Raw genomic sequence first — 20236 nt, 5'->3', positions numbered from 1 at the left:
ATGGCACAATCGATAGAACCAAATATTGCAGATCTGGCTAACGGCTGGCTAAAGTCTTACAAATTAGATTATAAATTAGAACAAGAGTCGCTAAACAGCGAAATAGACAAAGCCCTTTCCGATTATTTTACGAAAAACGGTGGAACAGGGGCAAACCGCCCCGATGCAAAACTACTCTTGCAAGATAAAAATTTAGATTATTACCCTATCCTCATTGAGTACAAAGGCTATAAAGGCAAACTCGAAAAACTTGATGCCAACAAGCAAGTTGAAAATAAAACAGCTAAAAACGAACCCCATTTTAAAAATATCAACTCCTTTGCCGTAAACGGTGCAGTACATTACGCAAACGCTCTACTTCATCATACGAGTTACACGGACATTATCGCTATTGGTATGACAGGTTATAAAGATGAAAATAATGGGAAAATCCATCATCAAATCGGTGTCTATTACGTTTCAAAATCCAATTTTGGTGTGGGACAAAAAGTTGGAGACTTCTCAGATTTTTCATTCTTGAAAAAAGAAAATTTCGATGCGTTTATCAAACAAGTAAAAACTTTGAGTCTATCGCAAGAAGAACTCGATCAACTCAAAGAACAACGCGAAAAAGAGATAGACATTAGTTTGGTAAAGCTCAATAACGATATTTACCAAAAAGAAAAAGGCTTGGGCGAAAACGACCGTGTTTATCTTGTTGCCGCTTCTATTATTGCGACACTAGGAATTCCCGGAAAAGTTACGCCACTTGAAAAATCCGATTTAAAATCTTCAATCGAGGAAGGTAATACCGACGGTGAAATCATTGTCCGAAAAATCAAAGCGTTTTTGAGTGAGAAAAAGCTACCCGAAGAGAAAAAAGAACTTATTATTAGAACCTTACAAAACACGCTTCTAACAGAGAATATCAACAAAGTTGAAAATGGCGAAAGCCAACTTAAAAGGGTTTTTACAAAAATAGTCGATGATTTAGGCATTTACTACAAAATAGGTTTAACCACGGATTTCACGGGAAAACTTTTTAACGAAATGTACGGTTGGCTTGGTTTTACGCAAGACAAACTCAATGACGTAGTGCTAACGCCTTCTTACGTCGCAACACTCCTCGTAAAATTAGCCAGAGTCAATAAAGACTCCTTTGTCTGGGATTTTGCCACAGGCTCAGCCGGTCTTTTAGTTGCGGCGATGAATGAAATGCTAAACGATGCTAAAAACACTATCACGTCACCTGAAGAGCTCTCTCAAAAAGAGATTCACATCAAAGCCGAGCAACTTTTAGGACTAGAGTTACTTTCAAGTGTTTACATGTTAGCCATTCTCAATATGATTTTGATGGGCGATGGAAGCTCAAATATCTTAAATAAAGACTCCTTGAGTGACTTTGACGGCAAGTATGGTTTTGGCAAAACAGATGCTACCTTTCCCGCCGATGCGTTTGTCCTCAATCCGCCTTATTCGGCAAGCGGAAACGGTATGAACTTTGTGGAACGTGCGTTAAGCATGATGAACAAAGGCTATGCCGCTATCATCATCCAAAATTCAGCAGGTTCTGGAAAAGCCAAAGAGTACAACAAACGCATTTTAGAAAAGCACACGCTTATCGCTAGTATCAAAATGCCGATAGACATCTTTATCGGCAAATCAAGCGTACAAACCAATGTGTATGTATTTAAAGTAAACGAAAAACACCATAAAGACGAGATGGTCAAGTTTATCGACTTTTCCAATGACGGCTACACACGAACCAACCGCAAAAAAGCGAGCAATAACCTCAAAGATACCGACAAAGCCAAAGAGCGTTACGAAGAAGTAGTAAATCTGGTTCGTTTTGGAAAAAGCAAACTCAATATCTTTACATGTAAAGAGTATTATGAAGGAGTGATTGACCCTCAAAACGGAGCGGATTGGAACTTTAATCCCACTATAGATACAAAGCCTACGCTGGAAGATTTTAAAAAAACCGTCAGTGACTATTTGGCATGGGAAGTCTCAACAATTCTCAAACAACGAGGTGACTCGGGAAAGTAGCTTCCCCACTTAACGAAAAATTGAAAAACGTTAAGTGGGGTGAGTTTAAATTAGGTGAGTTATTTGAAGTTAATTCTTATAAAAAAAGATTTGATGCAAACAAGGTTGAAGTTCTAGATAATGGAAAATTTCCTTACGTTGTGAGAATGGGTTCAAATAATGGACAAAAAGGTTATATAAATGAAGATGAACAATTTCTGAATGATGGAAATACAATTTCATTTGGACAAGATACAGCTACAATGTTTTATCAAGAAAAGCCTTATTTTACGGGTGATAAAATCAAAATTTTAAAGTCAAAATATGAAAGGTTTAGTAAGAAGAACGCTCATTTTTTTATTTTGACAATGTCAAAAGCATTTAGTTCATTTTCTTGGGGAGCTTCAAGTTTTAATATAAAAATAATTGAAAGCCAAAAAATCCAACTCCCAATCAAAAATGGAAAAATAGATTTTGATTTTATGGAAAATTTTATAGCGGAGCTTGAAGCGGAGCGTATAGCGGAGCTTGAAGCGGAGCGTATAGCGGAGCTTGAAGCGTATTTATTAGCAACAGGGCTAATAAATACGACTTTAACAGCTGAAGAACAGAAGGTTTTAAAGAATTTTGAGAATGTTAAATTTGAAGAATTTAATGTCATTGATGTATTTAACGTAAAAAATTCTGGAAATATTTTATCAAGAGATATTGTTGAAAATAGTGGAGAAACTCCCTATTTGTGTGCGAGCAGTGAAAATAACGCGGTAAGTTCTTACATATCCTATGATAAAAAATATCTTGATAGAGGAGATTGTATTTTTATTGGAGGAAAGACTTTTGTTGTTACATATCAAGAAAAAGATTTTTATTCAAACGATAGTCACAATTTAATTTTATATCTCAAAAATGAAGAGAAAAAAAGCAAATTAAACCAGCTATATTTAGCAACGTGCATCAATAAAAGCTTAGGACATAAATACTCTTGGGGAGACAGTATAAGCAATAAAAAAATTCAAAAAGATAAGATGACACTTCCAATCAAAAACAACCAACCCGATTATGCAACCATGAATACTTTTATCTCGGCTATTCAAAAGCTCGTTATCAAAGATGTAGTTTTATATGCCGATAAAAAAATAGCCGCTACCCAACAAGTCATCGCATAATTTTTTACACACATGTCAAAGAAAAGTTTGAAACTTTTCTTTGACATGTAAGCATTTTCCACAACCTACTAAACCGCATAAAATTATGCATTGATACGCTTACATGTAACCGTCTGGAAACTCTTTCGTACTACGATTCGCTAAAACAGCGAAGGGGTTTTTATGAAATCAGGGATTCAAGGGGTTATTTGCGATTGGGCGGGGACGACGGTGGATTTCGGGTCGCTCTCTCCGGTTGCGGCGTTTGCCGAAGCGTTCGATCGTTTCGGGTTTAGCGTGAGTTTTGAAGAGATTCGGACGTTTATGGGAATGCTCAAATTTGACCATACCCAAGCGATTTTAGAGTTGACGAAAGAGCGTTTTTCGGAGCAGTTTGGACGCTTTCCGGACGAAAAGGACGCGCGAGCGATTTACGCATATTTTGAACCGGCACTTTTTGACGTTTTGGCAAGCCATAGCGTGCCGATCAAAGGTGCGGTGGCGTTTGCCGAAACGTTGAAAAAACGCTCGATAAAGCTTGGTTCTACGACGGGCTATACCGCTTCGATGATGGACGTCGTGACGCGCGAAGCGGCAAAACACGGTTACAAACCGGATTGTTACGTGAGCCCATCGGCTTATCTTCCCGGACGCCCGCACCCTTTTATGATCTACAAAAACGCCATCGAATTGGAAATCTATCCGTTAAGTTCCATCGTGAAAATCGGCGACACCTTAAGCGATATACGTGAGGGCTTAAACGCGGGATGTTGGAGCATCGGCGTGGCGTTAAGCGGCAACGAAACGGGCATCTCGCACGACGCGTACGAACACCTTCCCAAATCCGTTTTGGACGAAAAACGCCGCCAAGCGAAAGAGAAGCTGGAAAATGCCGGAGCGCACTACGTCATCGACGGTATTTGGGACGCGTTGGAGGTTCTTGAACGCATCGAAGAAAAGATCAAAAACGGAGAAAAACCATGCCGCATTCATGCCTAAATACGATTGATCCGACACTCATACCGGACAACCCTTACCTTCTTTTAACACCCGGTCCTTTAAGCACGAGTAAACGTGTTCGCGCGGCTTTACTGAAAGATTGGTGTACGTGGGACAAGGAGTACAACGACGTCGTACAGGAGATTCGCTCCCGTTTGGTCGCTTTGGCGTCCAAAAGCGGTGCTTATACCGCCGTATTGATGCAAGGAAGCGGCACGTTTAGCGTCGAGTCCGCAATGACGACGCTCCTTCCGCCGATCGACGCGAAAGTGCTGGTCTTAACCAACGGCGCGTACGGCGAACGCATCGCGCAAATCGCTTCGTACGCCAAAATTCCGTGCCTTACATGTAACGTTGAAGAGACGACGACGTTTTCGCTCGAAGCCCTTGAACACCTGCTTTGCAACGATCCGTCCATCCGTGCCGTCGCCGTGGTGCATTGCGAAACGACGACGGGCATTTTAAATCCCATTGTCGAGATCGCGCGCATCGTTAAAGCGCACCGCAAACTGTTGATCGTCGATGCGATGAGCAGTTTCGGCGGCATCGAAATCGACCTTGACGCGTTGGACGCCGACGTGTTGATCTCAAGCTCCAACAAGTGCATTCAAGGGGTTCCGGGATTTGGCTTTATGCTCTTTAAAAAGACGACCTTAGCGACATGTCAGGGCAATGCGCGCTCTTTGAGCCTTGATGCGTACGAACAATACGCGACAATGGAAAACGGCGGCGGCAAATGGCGTTTTACGTCGCCGACCCACGTCGTGCGCGCTTTTGCCGAAGCTTTGTGCGAACTCGAAGACGAAGGCGGCGTCGCGGCGCGATATGAGCGTTACCGCACCAATCAACGCCTTTTGGTCGAAGGTATGGAAGCCTTGGGCTTTGAATGCGTGGTGGAGAAAGCCTTGCAAAGTCCTATTATTACGAGTTTTTACAGTCCTAAGAGCGCTTCGTACGACTTTCAGACCTTTTACGCGCGCCTCAAAGCAAAAGGCTTCGTGATTTACCCCGGGAAAGTCTCACATGTCGAAAGTTTTCGCATCGGCACGATCGGTCACGTTTTTCCCGAAGACATTACGCGCTTGCTAAAAGCGGTACAAGAGGCTATTTTTTGGTAATTCCTTATGCCCTAGAGATCGGCTTTAGTTTCGTTTTTTTAGCATACTTTGCGCAACTCTACAAAATCTTTCGCACCAAACAAAGCGACGGGATCGCCTTAAACGGCTATCTCGTCACGTTTATCACGCTTTTGAGCTACATCGCGTGGGCAAAAAGCACGATCGGTACGGCGAAAATCTTGGAGCTTGGTTTACACACGCTCACCTTTGCATACATCTACAAACACGCGCGTCGCGTCGCTTTTTCCAAAAAAGATTTGGGCGTGTTTGCCGTAGCCTTGCTCGGCTCGTTCAACCTCATCGGCGGCATCGCGCAAGCGTACAAAAGTTACCGCGCCCTCTCCCCTCAAGACGTCAGCTTTTTACACTACGCCTTGATCTTCGTCGCCAATCTTTTTTTCTTACATGTAGCATGGTATGAGCACGAGCGCACGGTCGTATTTGTCGGACTTATCGTGACAAACATCATTTACAGTTACATTCTTTTTCAAACAAGCAGGGCTATCGTTACCAAACGGTTACGGTAACCAAATTGTGGCGATCTCGCGTTAGGATGTCGCTACGATAATTTATACCCAAAGGGGAAACGATGGTACTCAAAAAAAGTATTTTGGCAGTGACGGGTTTAATGTTGGCGACGCACATGTTCGCGGCAAAAGAGAGCATCACGGTTTACACCGCGTTGGAGTCTGATCAAGTTAAGCCCTATTTAGAAGCTTTCAAAAAAGCGCAACCCGACATCGAAGTCAAAATCGTACGTGATTCCACGGGTATCATCACCGCTAAACTCCTTGCCGAAAAAGAAAATCCTCAAGCCGACGTCGTCTGGGGAACCGCCGCGACCAGTTTGGTACTCTTAGAGCAAAACGGTATGCTTGAGCCGTACGCACCCGCGGCACTCAAACACATCGACGCCAAATTCAAAGACACGAAAACACCTCCGGCATGGGTCGGCAACGACGTGTGGGGCAGTGCGATTTGCGTTAATGAAGTCGAAGCTAAAAAACAAAACCTACCGATTCCTACGAGTTGGGAAGATTTAACGAACCCCGTTTATAAAGGCAAAATCGTTATGCCCAATCCCGCAAGTTCGGGCACGGGCTTTCTAGACGTTACCGCTTGGCTTAAAATCTTCGGCGAACAAAAAGGCTGGGAGTATATGGACAAACTCCACGACAATATCGGTCAGTACACCCATTCGGGTTCCAAACCGTGCAAAATGGCGGCATCGGGCGAATTTCCCATCGGTATCAGCTTCGAATACCGTGCCGCCAAGTCTAAAAAAGAGGGCGCGCCGATTGCCGTCGTTTTCCCCAAAGAGGGCTTAGGCTGGGATTTGGAAGCCACGGCGATCATGAAAGGAACGAAAAACCTCAAAACGGCTAAAACCTTCGTCGATTGGGCAACGGGAGAAGACGCGAACAAACTTTACGCCGAAAACTTTGCCGTCGTCGCGTATCAAGGGCTTTCCAAACCGATTGAATTTATCCCTTCCAACTACGCTTCGATGCTGATCGACAACGACTTTGCATGGTCGGCAAAAAACAGAGAGAGCATTCTCAAAGAGTGGTCTAAACGCTACGAATCCAAATCCGAACCCAAAAAATAACAGACGCTAACGGGGAATTTTTCCCCGATGCGTAAGGAAAAAACGTGTCCGATACGACGGCTCTTGCCATTTACAATGTTTCCAAACGCTTTGAAACCTTCCGCGCTTTAGAAGCGATTCATTTAGAAGTTAAAAAAGGTGAATTGGTCTGCTTTTTAGGCCCTTCCGGTTGCGGTAAAACAACGCTGCTTCGCATTATCGCGGGACTCGAGAGTTGCGATGAGGGCGAAATCGTCCAATACGGCAAAACCGTGACGCAGCTTCCGCCTTCCAAACGCGACTACGGCATCGTCTTTCAAAGCTATGCCCTCTTTCCCAACCTCACCGTCGCGAAAAACATCGGATACGGATTGCGAGAAAAAGGGATGGAAAAAAAGGAGACGAAAAAGCGCGTCAAAGAGCTTTTGGCGTTGGTGGGACTAAGCGGTAGCGAAGAGAAATACCCCAGCGAACTCAGCGGCGGACAACAACAGCGCGTTGCTTTTGCCAGAGCCATCGCGACCAAACCCTCGTTGTTGTTGCTAGACGAGCCGCTTTCGGCATTAGACGCACGGGTGCGCGAACACCTGCGACAAGAGATTCGGGAACTGCAAAAAACCCTCGGCATTACGACGATCATGGTCACGCACGATCAAGAAGAAGCGTTAAGCATCGCCGACAAAATCGTCGTGATGAACCACGGCGTAATTGAGCAAATCGGAACGCCTTTAGAGATTTACCGCCATCCCAAAACGCTCTTCGTAGCAGATTTTATCGGTAAAATCAATCTTCTCAATGCCCTTTATCGAGGCGAAAATCTTTTTAGCGTCGGTAAGCTTTCGTTTAGCGTGCATCTGGAAGAAAACGCCCTACCCGTTGAAGATCAAGCCGCAAAACTGCTGATTCGTCCCGAAGACATTAAACTCTACGACGCCGAAGCGGAAAATATCATCGAAGGTATCGTGCTTAAGATGACGTTTTTAGGGAGCTTTTGTCGGCTTTTCGTATCGATTAACGGTTTATTGGAAAACGTTTTACTGCTCGATCTGCCGCACAAGCTTTTACTGCGCGACGCGATTCGTGAACAAAGCCCGATCAAATTGGCGATCGCCCCTAAAGATATTCGCTATTTTCTAGAGCCGACGCATGCGTAGCGTTTGGGAAGACTCCAACCGTTTGGTTTTAAGCGCGCTCACGCTTTTGCTGACGCTTGGCTTGTGCGTGATGATTTTAGCGCCTCTGGTTCAGATTTTGGCGCAAAGCTTTTTTGATGCGGCGCATCGATTTGTCTTTTTAGACAATTTCATCGACTACCTTTCGCAAGAAAAATCCTTACGCCTCATTCGCAATTCCCTTTTCGTCGCTTTAACCAGCACGCTGATCGTCGTACCCTCGGCGTTTGGTTTTGCCTATGCGCTGATGCGTTCGCGCATGCCTTTGAAACCTCTCTTTCGCTATGTCGCGTTTTTGCCTTTGCTCGCTCCGTCCTTGCTTCCCGCCATTTCGTTCGTGTATCTTTTCGGACACCAAGGCTTTTTCAAACCGTGGATGGGCGGCAGTACGATTTACGGGGCGTGGGGCATCGTCTTGGGCGAATGCTTTTACGTTTTTCCGCATATCGTGATGATCTTTTTAAGCGCGCTTTCGCTCTCCGACGCACGGCTTTACGAAGCGGCACAAAGTATGGGTGCGAGCAGTTTGAAAAAATTTTTTACGATCACGCTTCCCGCACTCAAATACGCGCTCGTTTCGGCAACTTTGGTGAGTTTTACGCTCGTCGTTACCGACTTTGGCGTTCCTAAAGTTATCGGCGGCGATTTTAACGTTTTGGCGACGGAAATCTACAAACATGTCATCGGTCAGCAAAACTTTGCGCTCGGGGCGACCGTCGGCGTTTTACTGCTCGTTCCTTCCGTCGTTACGTTTATCGTAGATAGCTTCGTGCAACGCAAACAAAAGGCGGTTTTAGGCTCGAAATTCGTTCTTTACGTGCCCAAAAAAGCTCCGATTTTCGATACCGCGATGTTGATTTTTGCCCTTGTAATCGCCCTGTTTTTTCTCATCGTCTTAGGCGTTTCGTTCTTTGCTTCGTTCGTTAAATTTTGGCCTTACGATCTCAGCCTCGTTCTCAAACATTACGACTTTTCGTCGATGGACGGCGGCGGTTGGGATTCGTACTTTAACAGTCTTTCTTTGGCATTTTGGAGTGCTTTGCTCGGAACGATTGCGGTTTTTACGACCGCGTATGTTGTCGAACGCGGAAAGGTTTTCCCGCACTTACGCGCATTTTTAAAGCTTTTGGCTCTGCTTCCTATGGCAGTTCCGGGCTTGGTCTTGGGGCTTGGGTATATCTTTTTTTTCAACCACCCCGACAATCCCTTAAACGCGTTGTATCAAACGATGGGCATTTTGGTCGTGTGTACGGTCGCACACTTTTTTACCGCAAGCTTTATCACTGCAACGACGACGATCAAACAAATCGACGACGAATTTGAAGACGTCGCCGAGTCGATGGGTGTTGCCTGCTACGAAACGTTTTTCAAAGTCATCGTCCCGATCGCGACGCCTTCTATTTTGCACATCGCGCGTTACTTTTTCGTCAATGCGATGACCACGGTTTCCGCAGTCGTTTTTCTCTATGCACCCTCCACGACGCTCGCATCGGTCGCGGTTTTAAATATGGACGACGCGGGAGACATCAGCTCCGCCGCGGCCATGGCAAGCTTGATCGTCGCCACCTCTCTTGGCATCACGCTTCTTTTCGACGCACTTTCCCACGTCGCCCTCAAACAAAGCCAACAATGGCGTAAGGCGCGTTAATTGCGTCTTGCGTACTCGTCGTACCCGAACCGACTCGTCACTTCGTAGCGTCCGTCTTTATGAAGCACGGCAAGATCGGGAAGTTTGACGCCGTTAAAGGTCGTATTTTTCACAATCGTATAGTGGATCATATCTTCAAAAATCAGCTTATCGCCGATCTTAAGCGGTGCGTCAAAACTGTAATCGCCCATGATGTCACCCGCTAAACAGGTAGGGCCTCCAAGACGGTACATGTAAGGTTTTTCGCCGACCTCTCCCGCACCTCGAATTTGTGCGCGATAAGGCATCGCAAGGGTGTCGGGCATATGCGCTTCGGCGGAAATATCTAAAATAGCGATGTCGATGCCGTTGTGTACGATGTCTAAAACACTTGCCACGAGCGGGCCTGTTTGCCAACCCACCGCTTCGCCCGGCTCCAAATAAACCGTAATGCCGTTGTAACGCTCTCTAAAATCTTGAATCAGCGCGATGAGTTTTTCCACATCGTACCCTTCACGCGTGATGTGATGCCCACCGCCGAAATTGACCCATTTCATGCGCGGTATTAAGTCGCCAAAGCGCGCTTCAAACCCTTTTAAGACTTCTTCTAAAGCACTCGCGTCTTGTTCGCACAGCGCGTGAAAATGAAGCCCTTCGATGCCCTCTAGTTTGTCATACTGCATATTCTCTTTGGTGATACCAAGGCGACTGTAAAGACCGCAGGGATTGTACAAATCGACGGGGCTGGAAGAGACCTCAGGGTTGAGTCTTAGACCGCAACTGGTTTTACCCATGGCTTTATGCTTGTATTTTTCCCATTGGTTAAACGAGTTAAAAATCAGATGATCGCTTAAAGCGACGACCTCATCGATATCTGCTTCTTTGTACGCGGGCGAATACGTACACACCGAACCTTTGAAAAATTCTTTGGCAAATTTAGCTTCATGCAATCCGCTACATGTACAACCGCTAAGGTATCGGTCTACCAACGGGGCAAGTGCTTTAAATGCAAAGCCTTTAAGAGCAAGTAAAATCGTCGCACCCGAACGCTCGCTTACCTCTTTTAAAAGCTTTAAGTTTTGCTCTAAAAGTGCCTCTTCACAGACGTATGCGGGGGTTTGAATCTGTTTCATAATCGTTTCTATTTTGCTTTGTTTTTCCACGGCGCTTCTCCCAAAATAACTTAATTTAATGTAACATTTTTCCTCTTAATAAAGCCCTATATATTTTTTAGAGTAAACTTTTGGCACAATTACGTTATTAGAAATACCGATATTAAAAAGAAGGAAACGTAATGAATGCTTTAAGTATTCGAGTCAAAACGCTAATGCTTTTCATCGCGGGGATTTTTTTTGTCGTGGCAAGTTCCCTATGCGTCACGATTTACAAGTCCAACGCATTAGCAAAAGTTCAAGTCGCCGACGAGCAAGAATTGATCTTAGAAACCAATAGAAACGAACTTAAAGCCTACACGATGATGGCGGAAAAGGCGATCGACGCCTTTTACAAAGCCTCGTCTTCGCAAGAACAGATTGCCGTAAAAATCAAAGCCGATGCATTAAGATTTAAAAAAATTTTAGACGACATGTACAAAAACAATCGTGACAAGCTTTCCAAAGAAGAGCTTCGTACGATGCTCTTAAGCCTCATTGAGGGGTATCGCTACAACAACGACGTAGGCTATTTTTACGCTTATACGACCGAGGGCATCAACGTCGTTCATCCGATCAACAAAGCCTTAGTCGGAAAAAACTTGATCGAGATGAAAGACAAAGAGGGCAATTTCGTTATCAAAGACCTCATTAAGGCGGCAAAAGAAGGAAACGGCGTCACGCGTTTTATCTGGCCTCATCCGCTCAGCAAAAAAGACGAACCCAAACTTTCGTACAATTTTTATTACGAGCCGCTTGACATCGTTATCGGAACGGGCGACTACGCTTCGGATATAAAAGCTTCTTTTCAAGCACAAGCCGTCAAACTATTGCAAGAACTTCGCTATGCGGGAGACGGCTATTTTTACGGTATTCAAAAAACCGATAAAGGCTATAGCTACGCATTTCACGGTATCAATCACGACTGGATCGGCAAAGAGATTCCGATTGACGGGAAAGATTCCCAAGGACGCCCTTTTAGAAAACAAATCATCGAAGGAGCGACGGGATCGAAAGACGGAGCGTTTATCACGTATAATTTTATGAATCCGGAAACCCAAAAAGACGAACCCAAACTCACGTACGCTAGGTACTATAAAGAGTGGGATTGGATATTGGTTTCGGGTGTTTACATCGGACATATCGATACGCACGTCGCACAAAAGAGCGATAAAATCAACGCCAACATCAACTCCATGATCTCCGATACGATCGTTCTTGGTAGCTTAACGGCATTAATAGCGATCGTGTGCATCTATTTTCTTATCAACTCTTTGATCGCCAAACCGCTCGTGAACCTCAAAACGACCGCCAATAACTTGGCTTCGGGGGACGGCGATTTGACCAAACAACTCGAAGTCAAACACCGCGACGAAATCGGCGAAGCCTCTTTGGAAATCAACCATTTTATCGAAAAAGTACGCTCAACCATTGCGCTTGCAAAAAATACGAGTAGCGAAAACGCCTCCATCGCGCACGAACTCTCCGCAACAACCTTACAAGTCGGCAAACGCGTCGAAGAATCTTCATTGATTATCGCCCAAGCAACCGACATGTCAAGCGCAACCAAAAAAGAGATCGTTACTTCCGTCGATGAAGCGAAAACCTCCAAAGAAGAGATCGTCAAAGCCAACCTTGAACTCCAAACCGCACGCGGTTTTATCCAAGACTTGGGAGATCGCGTGGAGAACAGCGCAGCGACCGAAATGGATCTCGCAAACAAAATTCAACAATTAAGCAATGACGCCGAACAAGTCAAAAGCATTTTAACCGTTATCAGCGACATTGCCGATCAAACCAATCTTTTAGCACTGAACGCCGCCATCGAAGCCGCACGCGCGGGCGAACACGGACGTGGCTTTGCCGTCGTTGCCGATGAAGTGCGAAAACTCGCCGAGCGAACGCAAAAAAGCCTTTTGGAGATTAATGCGACGATTAACGTCATCGTTCAAGCCATTAACGACAGTAGCGAACAGATGAATCGCAACTCCAAAGAGATCCAAGAACTCAACCGCGTCGCGAACGACGTCGAAGCCAAAATAAACCAAACGGTCGAGCGTATGAATACGGCAACCCGCCTTAACGAAAAAACGGTCAACGACTACATCCGCACCGGCGAACAAATCGACACCATCGTCGTCAAAATCGAAGAGATTAACACGCTCGCCAACCAAAATACGCGAAGCGTCGAAGAGATCGCAGGAGCCAGTGAACACCTCAACGACCTCACCGAAAAACTCAACGCGATTTTAAGTAAATTTAGAACCTAACGTAAAAGCCTCAAAAAGGCTTTTACTCTCCCGCTTTGCGTGCGATAACATCCATCATGCACGTAGGTAAGAGGCGTTTGAGTAGTGCAAAAAGTTTTGTAGGAAACGTTACGCCGTAGCGCGCTTTGGGGTGTTTGGATTTGATGGCGCACACCAAAACTTTTAAAACCGCCTCCGCACCCAACGTAAAAGGCGCATCGCCCGTTTTTTGAAGACGCTCTAGCGTTTTAGCGTAAATGTCTTTGTGGGCGGAGCGTTCTTGGTCGATGTTGCGTAAAAATTTGGCTAAAGCGTTTTTGCGAAAAGCACTTCGAATGGGTCCGGGTTCAATGAGCACAACCTCCACGCCGCTACCTTTTAGCTCCAGACGCATCGTATCCGCAAAGCCTTCGATCGCAAATTTGGAAGCGTTGTACGCCCCTCGATAGCTCATCGCCGCAAACCCCAAAATGGAACTATTAAAGACGATGCGACCGCTTTTTTGCGCGCGCATGTACGGCAAAACGAGGTTGCTCAGCTCCAGCGTACCGAAAACGTTAGTTTCAAACTGTTCTCGTAAAACCTCTCGTCTCAAATCTTCCACGGCGCCGGGTTGTCCGTACGCGGCATTGTTGAAAAGCACGTCGATGCGACCGCTCGTTTGAGAAAGCATCCACGCAAGTGCTACATGTAAGCTTTGCGAGTCACACAAATCAAGCCTAAATGCGTTCAGTCCTTCCTTTTTCAAGCGAGCGACGTCCTCTTCTTTGCGGCACGTCGCAAAAACGTCGTAACCGAGTTTTTTGAGTCCGTGTGCGCACGTATAGCCGATACCGCTCGAACAGCCGGTGATCAAAATCGTTTGAGCCATCATACGCTCACAACGGTTTCGCCGGAATGAATCCACGCGCTTAAGAGTTCGCCCGTATAGTACACGTTCACGCCGCAACTTTCCAAAGACGAGGTAACGCTCATCGTATCGGCGCATTTCAGACACGCAACCACTTTAACGCCCTCTTTTACCATCGCTTCGACCTTGGCTCGCACCTCGGCATCTTCGGCGATCAAGCGTTGCGAAGCACCCCAAACGAGCACCTCCACTTCGTCCATCCAGCCTTTTACGAGGGCGTTGTGCGCATAAAGACACACCATATGCATCGCGGTTTCTTTGTTATCGGTCGTCCAGAGAATTTTTGCTTTTCGTGACATGTCGATCCTTTATTCGGCAGAAAAGAAAGAGACCAAAAACCTTACATGTAAGGTTTCTGGATAGAGTGTTTTATTTGACTTCGTAAGTCTCTTCAGGTTTCATTTCGATGATTTTCCACGGAAGCCCCTGAACGTTAAGCTCGTCCATAAAAGGCTTGGCGTCGAATTGTTCCATGTTGAACACACCACGTCCGCTCCACTTGCCCTCTAACATCATTTTTGCGCCGATCATCGCGGGCACACCCGTAGTGTAGCTGACCGCTTGCGCACCCGTTTCACGGTAGCATGCTTGGTGATCGCAGACGTTGTAGATATAGACTTTGCGTTTTTTTCCCTCTTTAAGTCCTTCGATCACGCAACCGATATTCGTAAAGCCGACCGTTCGAGGACCCAAACTTGCGGGGTCGGGAAGTAAGGTTTTGAGAAATTCCATCGGGACGATTTTCATGCCTTTGTGTTCGACCTCATCGATTCTGAGCATACCGACGTTTTCTAAACATTTCATATGCGTGAGGTAACTTTGACCAAACGTCATAAAGAAACGAATGCGCTTTAAGCCTTTGATGTTTTGACACAAAGATTCTAGCTCTTCGTGGTAAAGCAAATAGCTGTCTTTTGCGCCCACTTCAGGGTAATCCCAGACCATTTTAATCGCCATCGGCTCGGTTTCGATCCATTTGCCCTCTTCCCAGTAACGCCCTTTGGAACTCACTTCGCGAAGGTTAATTTCGGGATTGAAGTTGGTTGCAAACGCATAACCGTGATCGCCCGCATTACAATCCAAAATATCGATGCTCTCGATGCTCTCAAAAAGATACTGTTGTGCATACGCGCAAAACACATTCGTCACGCCCGGATCAAATCCACTGCCCAAAAGCGCCATAATACCCGCATCTTTAAACGCTTTATCTCTTGCCCATTGCTCTTTGTACTCAAATTTTGCAAGGTCCGGATGCTCGTAGTTTGCGGTGTCCAGATAAGGCACTTTGGTTTTGACGCACGCATCCATGATGGTAAGGTCTTGGTACGGAAGAGCGATGTTAAGCACCAAAGCGGGTTTGACTTTCTCGATGAGATCCACCAACGCATCCACATCGTCCGCGTCAATCGCAGCCGTTTCGATGTTTACATGTAAAGACTCTTTGATCTCTTGAGCGATCTGGTCGCACTTGGATTTGGTACGGCTCGCTAAGACGATATGTGAAAACACATTGCTGTTCATTGCGCATTTTTTGGTAACCACGCGGCTCACGCCGCCTGCTCCGATAATTAAAACGGTTGCCATGATTTTCCTTTTGGAGTTCATTATGAGGCTTCTTTAATAAGAGCTATTGTCTCATAGCCATTATCAAAAAAGCCTGATTTACATTGTAATCTGTTTTGATTACGTTTTTATTTCAAGCTTTTCAGTACGATGTGCGCGAGTTCAAGTGCTCGCGCTCGGTGCGAAAAGGCTTTTTTCACGCTCTCGTCTAGTTCGCCTAACGTTTGCTCGTAACCTTCGGGTATAAACATCGGATCGTATCCAAAGCCGTTATTGCCGCGTCCCCCAGCTATCGCTTCGCCGTGCATCCATCCGTGCACGCAAAACTCGCCTTTGGCGCACACGAGTGCAATCGCCGCCGTATAAAAAGCGGGCGTTCTGGTAAGCGCGTTGTCTTTGAGCGTTTGAATCAATTTGTTTAAATTCTCTTGCGCTCCGGCATTCGCTCCGGCAAAGCGCGCACTGTAAATACCGGGAATCCCTCCCAAAGCGGGTACACTAATGCCGCTGTCGTCGCTCAAAACCGTAACGTTTTTATCGCCCAACCGCTCATACACCGCGCGTGCTTTAATCAGCGCGTTTTCTTTAAAGCTCAATCCCGTCTCTTCAATCTCGAAAGGTTCTATGACGTCACTGTACGCAAGCACTTCGTGCTCACCGATCCATGCTTGGAACTCTCTTACTTTGCCTTGGTTGGACGTTGCTAAAATAATTCTCAAACCTTACTCCGTTACCTCATTTCAAAGCGCGGCTATCTTCGTTAGCGACGAAAATCAACCGCTTTGATGGAGGGTTATTCTAGGTCTAGTGTACCTTTTTTTAGTTTAAAACTTGGGTTCCATAATCCACACTTCAAGCGGAGCTTTTAACTGTCCCGCGACATACTCCGCTCTTTGTCCATACCCCATAAACATATCGGCTCGGTTAGGCCCTTTAATCGCGCCGCCCGTATCTTGCGCAAAAACGAAGCGATCGACGTCGTACGTTTCGGAACGACTTTGAATCGCCAAGAGCGAACCCAAGGGAATGTAGCTTCTATCTACCGCCACCGAACGCTCCGGCGTTAAAACCAATCCTAAACTTCCCGTAGCGCGTTGTTCCATTCGACGGAAAAAAACATAGCTGGGGTTCGTATTTAAAAGCGTATCGATTTGCGTAGGATGCGCCAATAACCATGCTTTCATCGCCTGCATCGAGACTTCGTCCACGCTGGCGAAAATGCCGCGGTTGATCATCTCTCGTCCCAACGATTTGTACGGATGTCCGTTGGTATCGGCGTAACCGATGAAAATAACCCGTCCGTCTTCGAGTTCAACGCGCCCAGAGCCTTGAATCTCCATCACGTATAGATCAATTTTATCGTCAACGTAGCATAAAATTTCGGCATTGAGTTTACGTTTGCCGATCTCTTCGCGCGTGTAATACGGAAGCATCTTTCCTTTAACGGAACGTCCGCGCATCTTTTTGTCGTTTTCGCCGACGATCATGACCAAATCTTTCGGTTTGCCGTAAACGGGATATTTATAACGTTCTGTCTTTTTTAAACTTCCGTGCAAAAGAGGCTCGTAATACCCCGTCAGCATGGAACGTTGCTCGTTGGGTTCGACTTTTTTCAAGGTAAAAGAGTGCTTGAAGAAACTCTTGGCGTCTTGAACGTCGTTGGCTTGGCGGCAGACGTTTGTATAGACTTTTTTCGTCAAAGGAGCTTTACAGTTCTCTTTAAAAAGCTCTAAAAGCTGATCGAAGTTTTCATTTTGACTCAACGCTTCAAAGCGGGCGTTGCTACCCTCTAAAGAATCGACGAAAGCTTGGTCTTGGGGCGTAGGAGCCGTTTTGGGAGCACAACCGCTCAACACAAACACGCAACAAACGAGGAAGGAAAAATAATAGCGCATACATATCCGGTGAAAAGAGGCGTATCGCCTCTTGATTTAGGCAGATTTCTTGAGTCCCGCCAACTCTTTTTTAATCGCATCAAACTCGTCGTAAATTTTATTGTGTTCCATAACGATCCAGTGGTTCAACCCGACGTAATAGAGCGAAATAAAATAAGCCGACACGCATCCAAGAAAACCTAAAATATGAGAAATATTGAGTTCCATAATGCATCCTTTGAAATGACGTGAAAAATTATAACATAAAAGAAGCTTCTTAAACTGCTTTAAACCTCATAGAATTTTCAAAGTTTAGGGAGTGTAGAATATGTCACAAAACTATTACGAGGATTTTTTCACCGATGTTCAAAACGCTCATGCCTTTAAATTTGATTATTTCACTTCGTTTTTTAGGTCTTTTTATCGTTCTTCCCGTCCTTTCCGTTTACGCACTGCATTTGGAGGGTTCCAGCGAACTTTTAGTCGGTATCACCATCGGCGGATACGCCGCGACGCAAATGCTCTTACAAATTCCTTTCGGTATTATGTCCGACAAGCTCGGACGAAAAATCACGATTTTTATCGGCTTGGTCATTTTTCTGATCGGCTCGTTGATCTGCGGTTTTTCCGAACATATCTACATGTTAATGTTCGGACGCTTCTTACAAGGTGCTGCTGCGATCGGAGCGGTCGGCACGGCGATGATCAGCGATATGGTCAAAGAAGAAGTGCGCGGTCATGCGATGGCGCTGATGGGCGGAACGATTGCGGCAAGCTTTGCGATTTCCATGATGGCGGGTTCGTTGATCGGCGGCTATTACGGCGTCGATAAACTCTTTTTTATTACCGCCGCACTTTCCGTTTTTTCCATGATCGTACTTTACACCAAAGTGCCCAATCCACCGAAAATCGTCCACCACTACGGTGCGGACGAGACGGATTTGAAAGAGATTTTAAAAGATAAAGATTTGATGAAAATGAACATTACCAACTTGCTTCAAAAAGGCATGATGACGCTTGCGTTTATGGTGATTCCTATTTTGATGCTTCAAGAGTTCGGATTCGTCAAGAAAGAACTGTGGATGGTTTACCTACCCGCCATGATCTGCGGCGTCTTAGCGATGGGACCTTCGGCTATCATGGGAGAGAAAAAGCATAAAGCCAAAGAGATGCTCATGATCGGCATCGCTTTATTTGCGATCAGCTACGTCATGATGGGATACGCGAAAAGCGCTTCGTGGTTTATCGTCGGCGTCGTCATCTTTTTTATCGGTTTTAACATGCACGAACCGTTGATGCAATCGATGGCAAGCAAATACGCCAAAGTTCATCAAAAAGGTGCGGCACTCGGCGTTTTCAATACCTTCGGTTACGCCGGAACGTTTATCGGCGGCGTTTTCGGCGGTTTCTTTTTAGAGCATTTCGGTATTATGGAAATTGCATGGGTCATCTTTATCGCCTGTATCTTTTGGCTCGTACTCATCGCCACGCTTAAAAATCCGAGCATCAATAAAAACCTCTATTTGCCCTTCGATACGATCGATTTAACACGTATGATGCACCTTAATCACGTTAAGGGCGTCATCGAATGGTACCGAAACGAAAGCGAACGCCTCCTCATCGTCAAATACGACTCGAAAGAGACCGATGCGGAGACCATCAAAGCCGTTATTTCGTAACTCACCGGTGGCGTATTTTTCGCTATTTAGCATTGCCTTCGCTTCCGCTACGCTTTTGCCGGGCGGCAGCGAGGCATTTTTTCTTTACCTGCTCACACAAAAAAACTCGCCGATACTTCTTTTATGCATCGTAACCGTCGGTAATACGTTAGGTTCTTACACGAATTATCTCTTAGGAAAATACATGCTTTGGCTTGCCCAAAAAAGAGACTATATGAACCAACGGTGGATCGATAAAGCAAATGCATTGTTCGGCAAATACGGCTTTTGGACATTATGGTTTTCATGGATGCCCGTTATCGGCGATCCGTTGACGCTGGTCGCCGGTATTGCACGTTATTCTCAAATCAAATTTTTTCTTATTGTTTTTTGCGCAAAACTGCTCCGCTACGGTATCGTTTATGCGAGTTTTTTAGCTATCGTGTAGCATGGTTATTTTTTTCAAAAGACTTTTTTCACAACCGCACGAGAGACGAAGTTTTCTTCGCTCAAACGTGCATTGAACGATCTTTTGACAATACTTCCATCAAGAGACATCTTCAAAAAGAACGTCGATACGCACCCTATTTAACGTTTGTGAACGCTTTTAGACGTGTCGTAAGCCAATTCGTAGTAGGTGTTTGCATTAAACGAAAATTCGCAGATAACCTCAAGTCCCATTCGCGTGTGCGCCGCGTACGAACGCGAGTTAATCTTGTTGATGAACGTTACCAAAATCGCATAGCGTTTTTGCATACTCTCCAACGCAAAATCAAACAACTTTTCCAAAACGCCGCTGCCGCGTACGCGCTTGTCGACGCACACCGGACCGTATTGATAGGAGTTGTGAATGCTAAGGGTTTGTCCGAGATACGAAAGATTGGGGAGGTTTTCGATCATATGCGCAAAAATCGGCCACGCCGACCAATATTGCCATGAAGCGGACATCACGTAAGCGATCACTTCACCCTCTTCAATCGCAACAAAAATGCCTTGTTCGTGTTCGATAATCTCGCCCAGTTGTTCTTTATTAAACGCCGTCGTGACAAAACCGTCTTTTTTGTCTTCTTCTAAAATCGTGTCGATTTGGTATTTGGAATGAAGGGTAAAGATACCTTCAATATCGTTGATATCGGCAATTTTACAATGCATGTAGCACTCCTAAAATAGATGCG

At 45.5% G+C, this 20236-nt stretch carries 19 protein-coding genes; 11 read left to right on the top strand and 8 right to left on the bottom strand.

What is annotated here, in order from left to right:
• The 8 genes from NL930_RS01195 to NL930_RS01160 all read left to right on the top strand — a co-directional run bounded on the left by NL930_RS01195 (position 1) and on the right by NL930_RS01160 (position 9677).
• A complete protein-coding gene (locus NL930_RS01195; protein ID WP_254377217.1) occupies positions 1–2028 on the top strand; it encodes a class I SAM-dependent DNA methyltransferase in 2028 nt (675 codons plus the stop codon).
• Positions 2029–2048: 20 nt separating this feature from the next.
• The gene (locus NL930_RS01190) at positions 2049–3173 is read left to right on the top strand and encodes a restriction endonuclease subunit S (RefSeq protein ID WP_254377218.1); all 1125 of its coding nucleotides are present in this window, start codon (positions 2049–2051) and stop codon (positions 3171–3173) included.
• A 162-nt stretch (positions 3174–3335) separates the two neighbouring features.
• Positions 3336–4151 (top strand): phosphonoacetaldehyde hydrolase, encoded by an 816-nt coding sequence (gene phnX, locus NL930_RS01185; protein ID WP_039673896.1) that lies wholly within the window; start codon positions 3336–3338, stop codon positions 4149–4151.
• Positions 4133–5269, top strand: a complete 1137-nt coding sequence (phnW, locus tag NL930_RS01180; RefSeq protein WP_254377219.1) for a 2-aminoethylphosphonate--pyruvate transaminase — start codon at positions 4133–4135, stop codon at positions 5267–5269. Before phnX ends, phnW begins: the two co-directional genes overlap by 19 nt.
• Positions 5263–5796: a hypothetical protein gene (locus tag NL930_RS01175; RefSeq protein WP_254377220.1), complete on the top strand. Its 534-nt coding sequence runs from the start codon at positions 5263–5265 to the stop codon at positions 5794–5796. Before phnW ends, NL930_RS01175 begins: the two co-directional genes overlap by 7 nt.
• 62 nt (positions 5797–5858) lie before the next feature.
• A complete protein-coding gene (locus NL930_RS01170) occupies positions 5859–6878 on the top strand; it encodes a putative 2-aminoethylphosphonate ABC transporter substrate-binding protein (protein WP_039673900.1) in 1020 nt (339 codons plus the stop codon).
• Between the two features lie 44 nt (positions 6879–6922).
• Positions 6923–8011 (top strand): putative 2-aminoethylphosphonate ABC transporter ATP-binding protein, encoded by a 1089-nt coding sequence (locus NL930_RS01165; RefSeq protein ID WP_254377221.1) that lies wholly within the window; start codon positions 6923–6925, stop codon positions 8009–8011.
• Positions 8004–9677, top strand: a complete 1674-nt coding sequence (locus tag NL930_RS01160) for a putative 2-aminoethylphosphonate ABC transporter permease subunit (protein WP_254377222.1) — start codon at positions 8004–8006, stop codon at positions 9675–9677. The genes NL930_RS01165 and NL930_RS01160 overlap by 8 nt, the downstream gene beginning before the upstream one ends.
• On the opposite strand, the gene nspC is transcribed toward NL930_RS01160, so the two are convergent.
• Entirely contained in the window at positions 9674–10801 is a 1128-nt protein-coding gene (gene nspC, locus NL930_RS01155; RefSeq protein WP_254377344.1) for a carboxynorspermidine decarboxylase, read from the bottom strand. The genes NL930_RS01160 and nspC overlap by 4 nt on opposite strands.
• A gap of 149 nt (positions 10802–10950) precedes the next feature.
• Here nspC and NL930_RS01150 point away from each other — a divergent pair, with 149 nt between their 5' ends.
• The gene (locus NL930_RS01150) at positions 10951–13077 is read left to right on the top strand and encodes a methyl-accepting chemotaxis protein (RefSeq protein ID WP_305880142.1); all 2127 of its coding nucleotides are present in this window, start codon (positions 10951–10953) and stop codon (positions 13075–13077) included.
• Positions 13078–13099: 22 nt separating this feature from the next.
• On the opposite strand, the gene NL930_RS01145 is transcribed toward NL930_RS01150, so the two are convergent.
• The 6 genes from NL930_RS01145 to NL930_RS01120 form a co-directional block, all read right to left on the bottom strand.
• Complete coding sequence (locus NL930_RS01145; RefSeq protein WP_254377223.1) at positions 13100–13927, bottom strand: SDR family NAD(P)-dependent oxidoreductase; 828 nt, start codon at positions 13925–13927, stop codon at positions 13100–13102.
• Positions 13927–14265, bottom strand: a complete 339-nt coding sequence (locus NL930_RS01140) for a hypothetical protein (protein ID WP_039673908.1) — start codon at positions 14263–14265, stop codon at positions 13927–13929. The genes NL930_RS01145 and NL930_RS01140 overlap by 1 nt, the downstream gene beginning before the upstream one ends.
• Before the next feature lie 70 nt (positions 14266–14335).
• Positions 14336–15550, bottom strand: a complete 1215-nt coding sequence (locus NL930_RS01135; protein WP_254377224.1) for a saccharopine dehydrogenase family protein — start codon at positions 15548–15550, stop codon at positions 14336–14338.
• Positions 15551–15657: 107 nt separating this feature from the next.
• On the bottom strand, positions 15658–16248 hold the full coding sequence (locus NL930_RS01130) for a non-canonical purine NTP pyrophosphatase (RefSeq protein WP_254377225.1): 591 nt from the start codon (positions 16246–16248) through the stop codon (positions 15658–15660).
• Between the two features lie 105 nt (positions 16249–16353).
• Complete coding sequence (locus NL930_RS01125; protein ID WP_254377226.1) at positions 16354–17424, bottom strand: murein transglycosylase A; 1071 nt, start codon at positions 17422–17424, stop codon at positions 16354–16356.
• Positions 17425–17460: 36 nt separating this feature from the next.
• Entirely contained in the window at positions 17461–17631 is a 171-nt protein-coding gene (locus NL930_RS01120; protein ID WP_173636947.1) for a hypothetical protein, read from the bottom strand.
• Between the two features lie 134 nt (positions 17632–17765).
• Between NL930_RS01120 and NL930_RS01115 the strand changes: the two genes are divergently transcribed.
• Complete coding sequence (locus tag NL930_RS01115; RefSeq protein WP_060825093.1) at positions 17766–19082, top strand: MFS transporter; 1317 nt, start codon at positions 17766–17768, stop codon at positions 19080–19082.
• The gene (locus tag NL930_RS01110; RefSeq protein WP_254377227.1) at positions 19051–19509 is read left to right on the top strand and encodes a YqaA family protein; all 459 of its coding nucleotides are present in this window, start codon (positions 19051–19053) and stop codon (positions 19507–19509) included. The genes NL930_RS01115 and NL930_RS01110 overlap by 32 nt, the downstream gene beginning before the upstream one ends.
• 140 nt (positions 19510–19649) lie before the next feature.
• Here the strand turns inward: NL930_RS01110 and NL930_RS01105 are convergent, their stop codons facing one another.
• The gene (locus tag NL930_RS01105) at positions 19650–20213 is read right to left on the bottom strand and encodes a GNAT family N-acetyltransferase (RefSeq protein WP_039673918.1); all 564 of its coding nucleotides are present in this window, start codon (positions 20211–20213) and stop codon (positions 19650–19652) included.
• Positions 20214–20236 lie beyond the last annotated feature (23 nt).

Source organism: Sulfurospirillum sp. hDNRA2 (assembly GCF_024206095.2).
Classification (GTDB): Bacteria; Campylobacterota; Campylobacteria; order Campylobacterales; family Sulfurospirillaceae; genus Sulfurospirillum.
This window is presented reverse-complemented; position numbering and strand designations above follow the sequence as displayed.

What these genes read in the sequence shown, in the direction of transcription:
- NL930_RS01145 (WP_254377223.1), bottom strand. Translation starts at nt 13,927, where the DNA reads ATGGCTCAAACGATTTTGATCACCGGCTGTTCGAGCGGTATCGGCTAT.
- NL930_RS01125 (WP_254377226.1), bottom strand. Translation starts at nt 17,424, where the DNA reads ATGCGCTATTATTTTTCCTTCCTCGTTTGTTGCGTGTTTGTGTTGAGC.
- NL930_RS01170 (WP_039673900.1), top strand. Translation starts at nt 5,859, where the DNA reads ATGGTACTCAAAAAAAGTATTTTGGCAGTGACGGGTTTAATGTTGGCG.
- NL930_RS01195 (WP_254377217.1), top strand. Translation starts at nt 1, where the DNA reads ATGGCACAATCGATAGAACCAAATATTGCAGATCTGGCTAACGGCTGG.
- phnX (WP_039673896.1), top strand. Translation starts at nt 3,336, where the DNA reads ATGAAATCAGGGATTCAAGGGGTTATTTGCGATTGGGCGGGGACGACG.
- NL930_RS01160 (WP_254377222.1), top strand. Translation starts at nt 8,004, where the DNA reads ATGCGTAGCGTTTGGGAAGACTCCAACCGTTTGGTTTTAAGCGCGCTC.
- NL930_RS01135 (WP_254377224.1), bottom strand. Translation starts at nt 15,550, where the DNA reads ATGGCAACCGTTTTAATTATCGGAGCAGGCGGCGTGAGCCGCGTGGTT.
- NL930_RS01115 (WP_060825093.1), top strand. Translation starts at nt 17,766, where the DNA reads ATGTTCAAAACGCTCATGCCTTTAAATTTGATTATTTCACTTCGTTTT.
- NL930_RS01150 (WP_305880142.1), top strand. Translation starts at nt 10,951, where the DNA reads ATGAATGCTTTAAGTATTCGAGTCAAAACGCTAATGCTTTTCATCGCG.
- phnW (WP_254377219.1), top strand. Translation starts at nt 4,133, where the DNA reads ATGCCGCATTCATGCCTAAATACGATTGATCCGACACTCATACCGGAC.
- NL930_RS01120 (WP_173636947.1), bottom strand. Translation starts at nt 17,631, where the DNA reads ATGGAACTCAATATTTCTCATATTTTAGGTTTTCTTGGATGCGTGTCG.
- NL930_RS01105 (WP_039673918.1), bottom strand. Translation starts at nt 20,213, where the DNA reads ATGCATTGTAAAATTGCCGATATCAACGATATTGAAGGTATCTTTACC.
- NL930_RS01140 (WP_039673908.1), bottom strand. Translation starts at nt 14,265, where the DNA reads ATGTCACGAAAAGCAAAAATTCTCTGGACGACCGATAACAAAGAAACC.
- NL930_RS01110 (WP_254377227.1), top strand. Translation starts at nt 19,051, where the DNA reads ATGCGGAGACCATCAAAGCCGTTATTTCGTAACTCACCGGTGGCGTAT.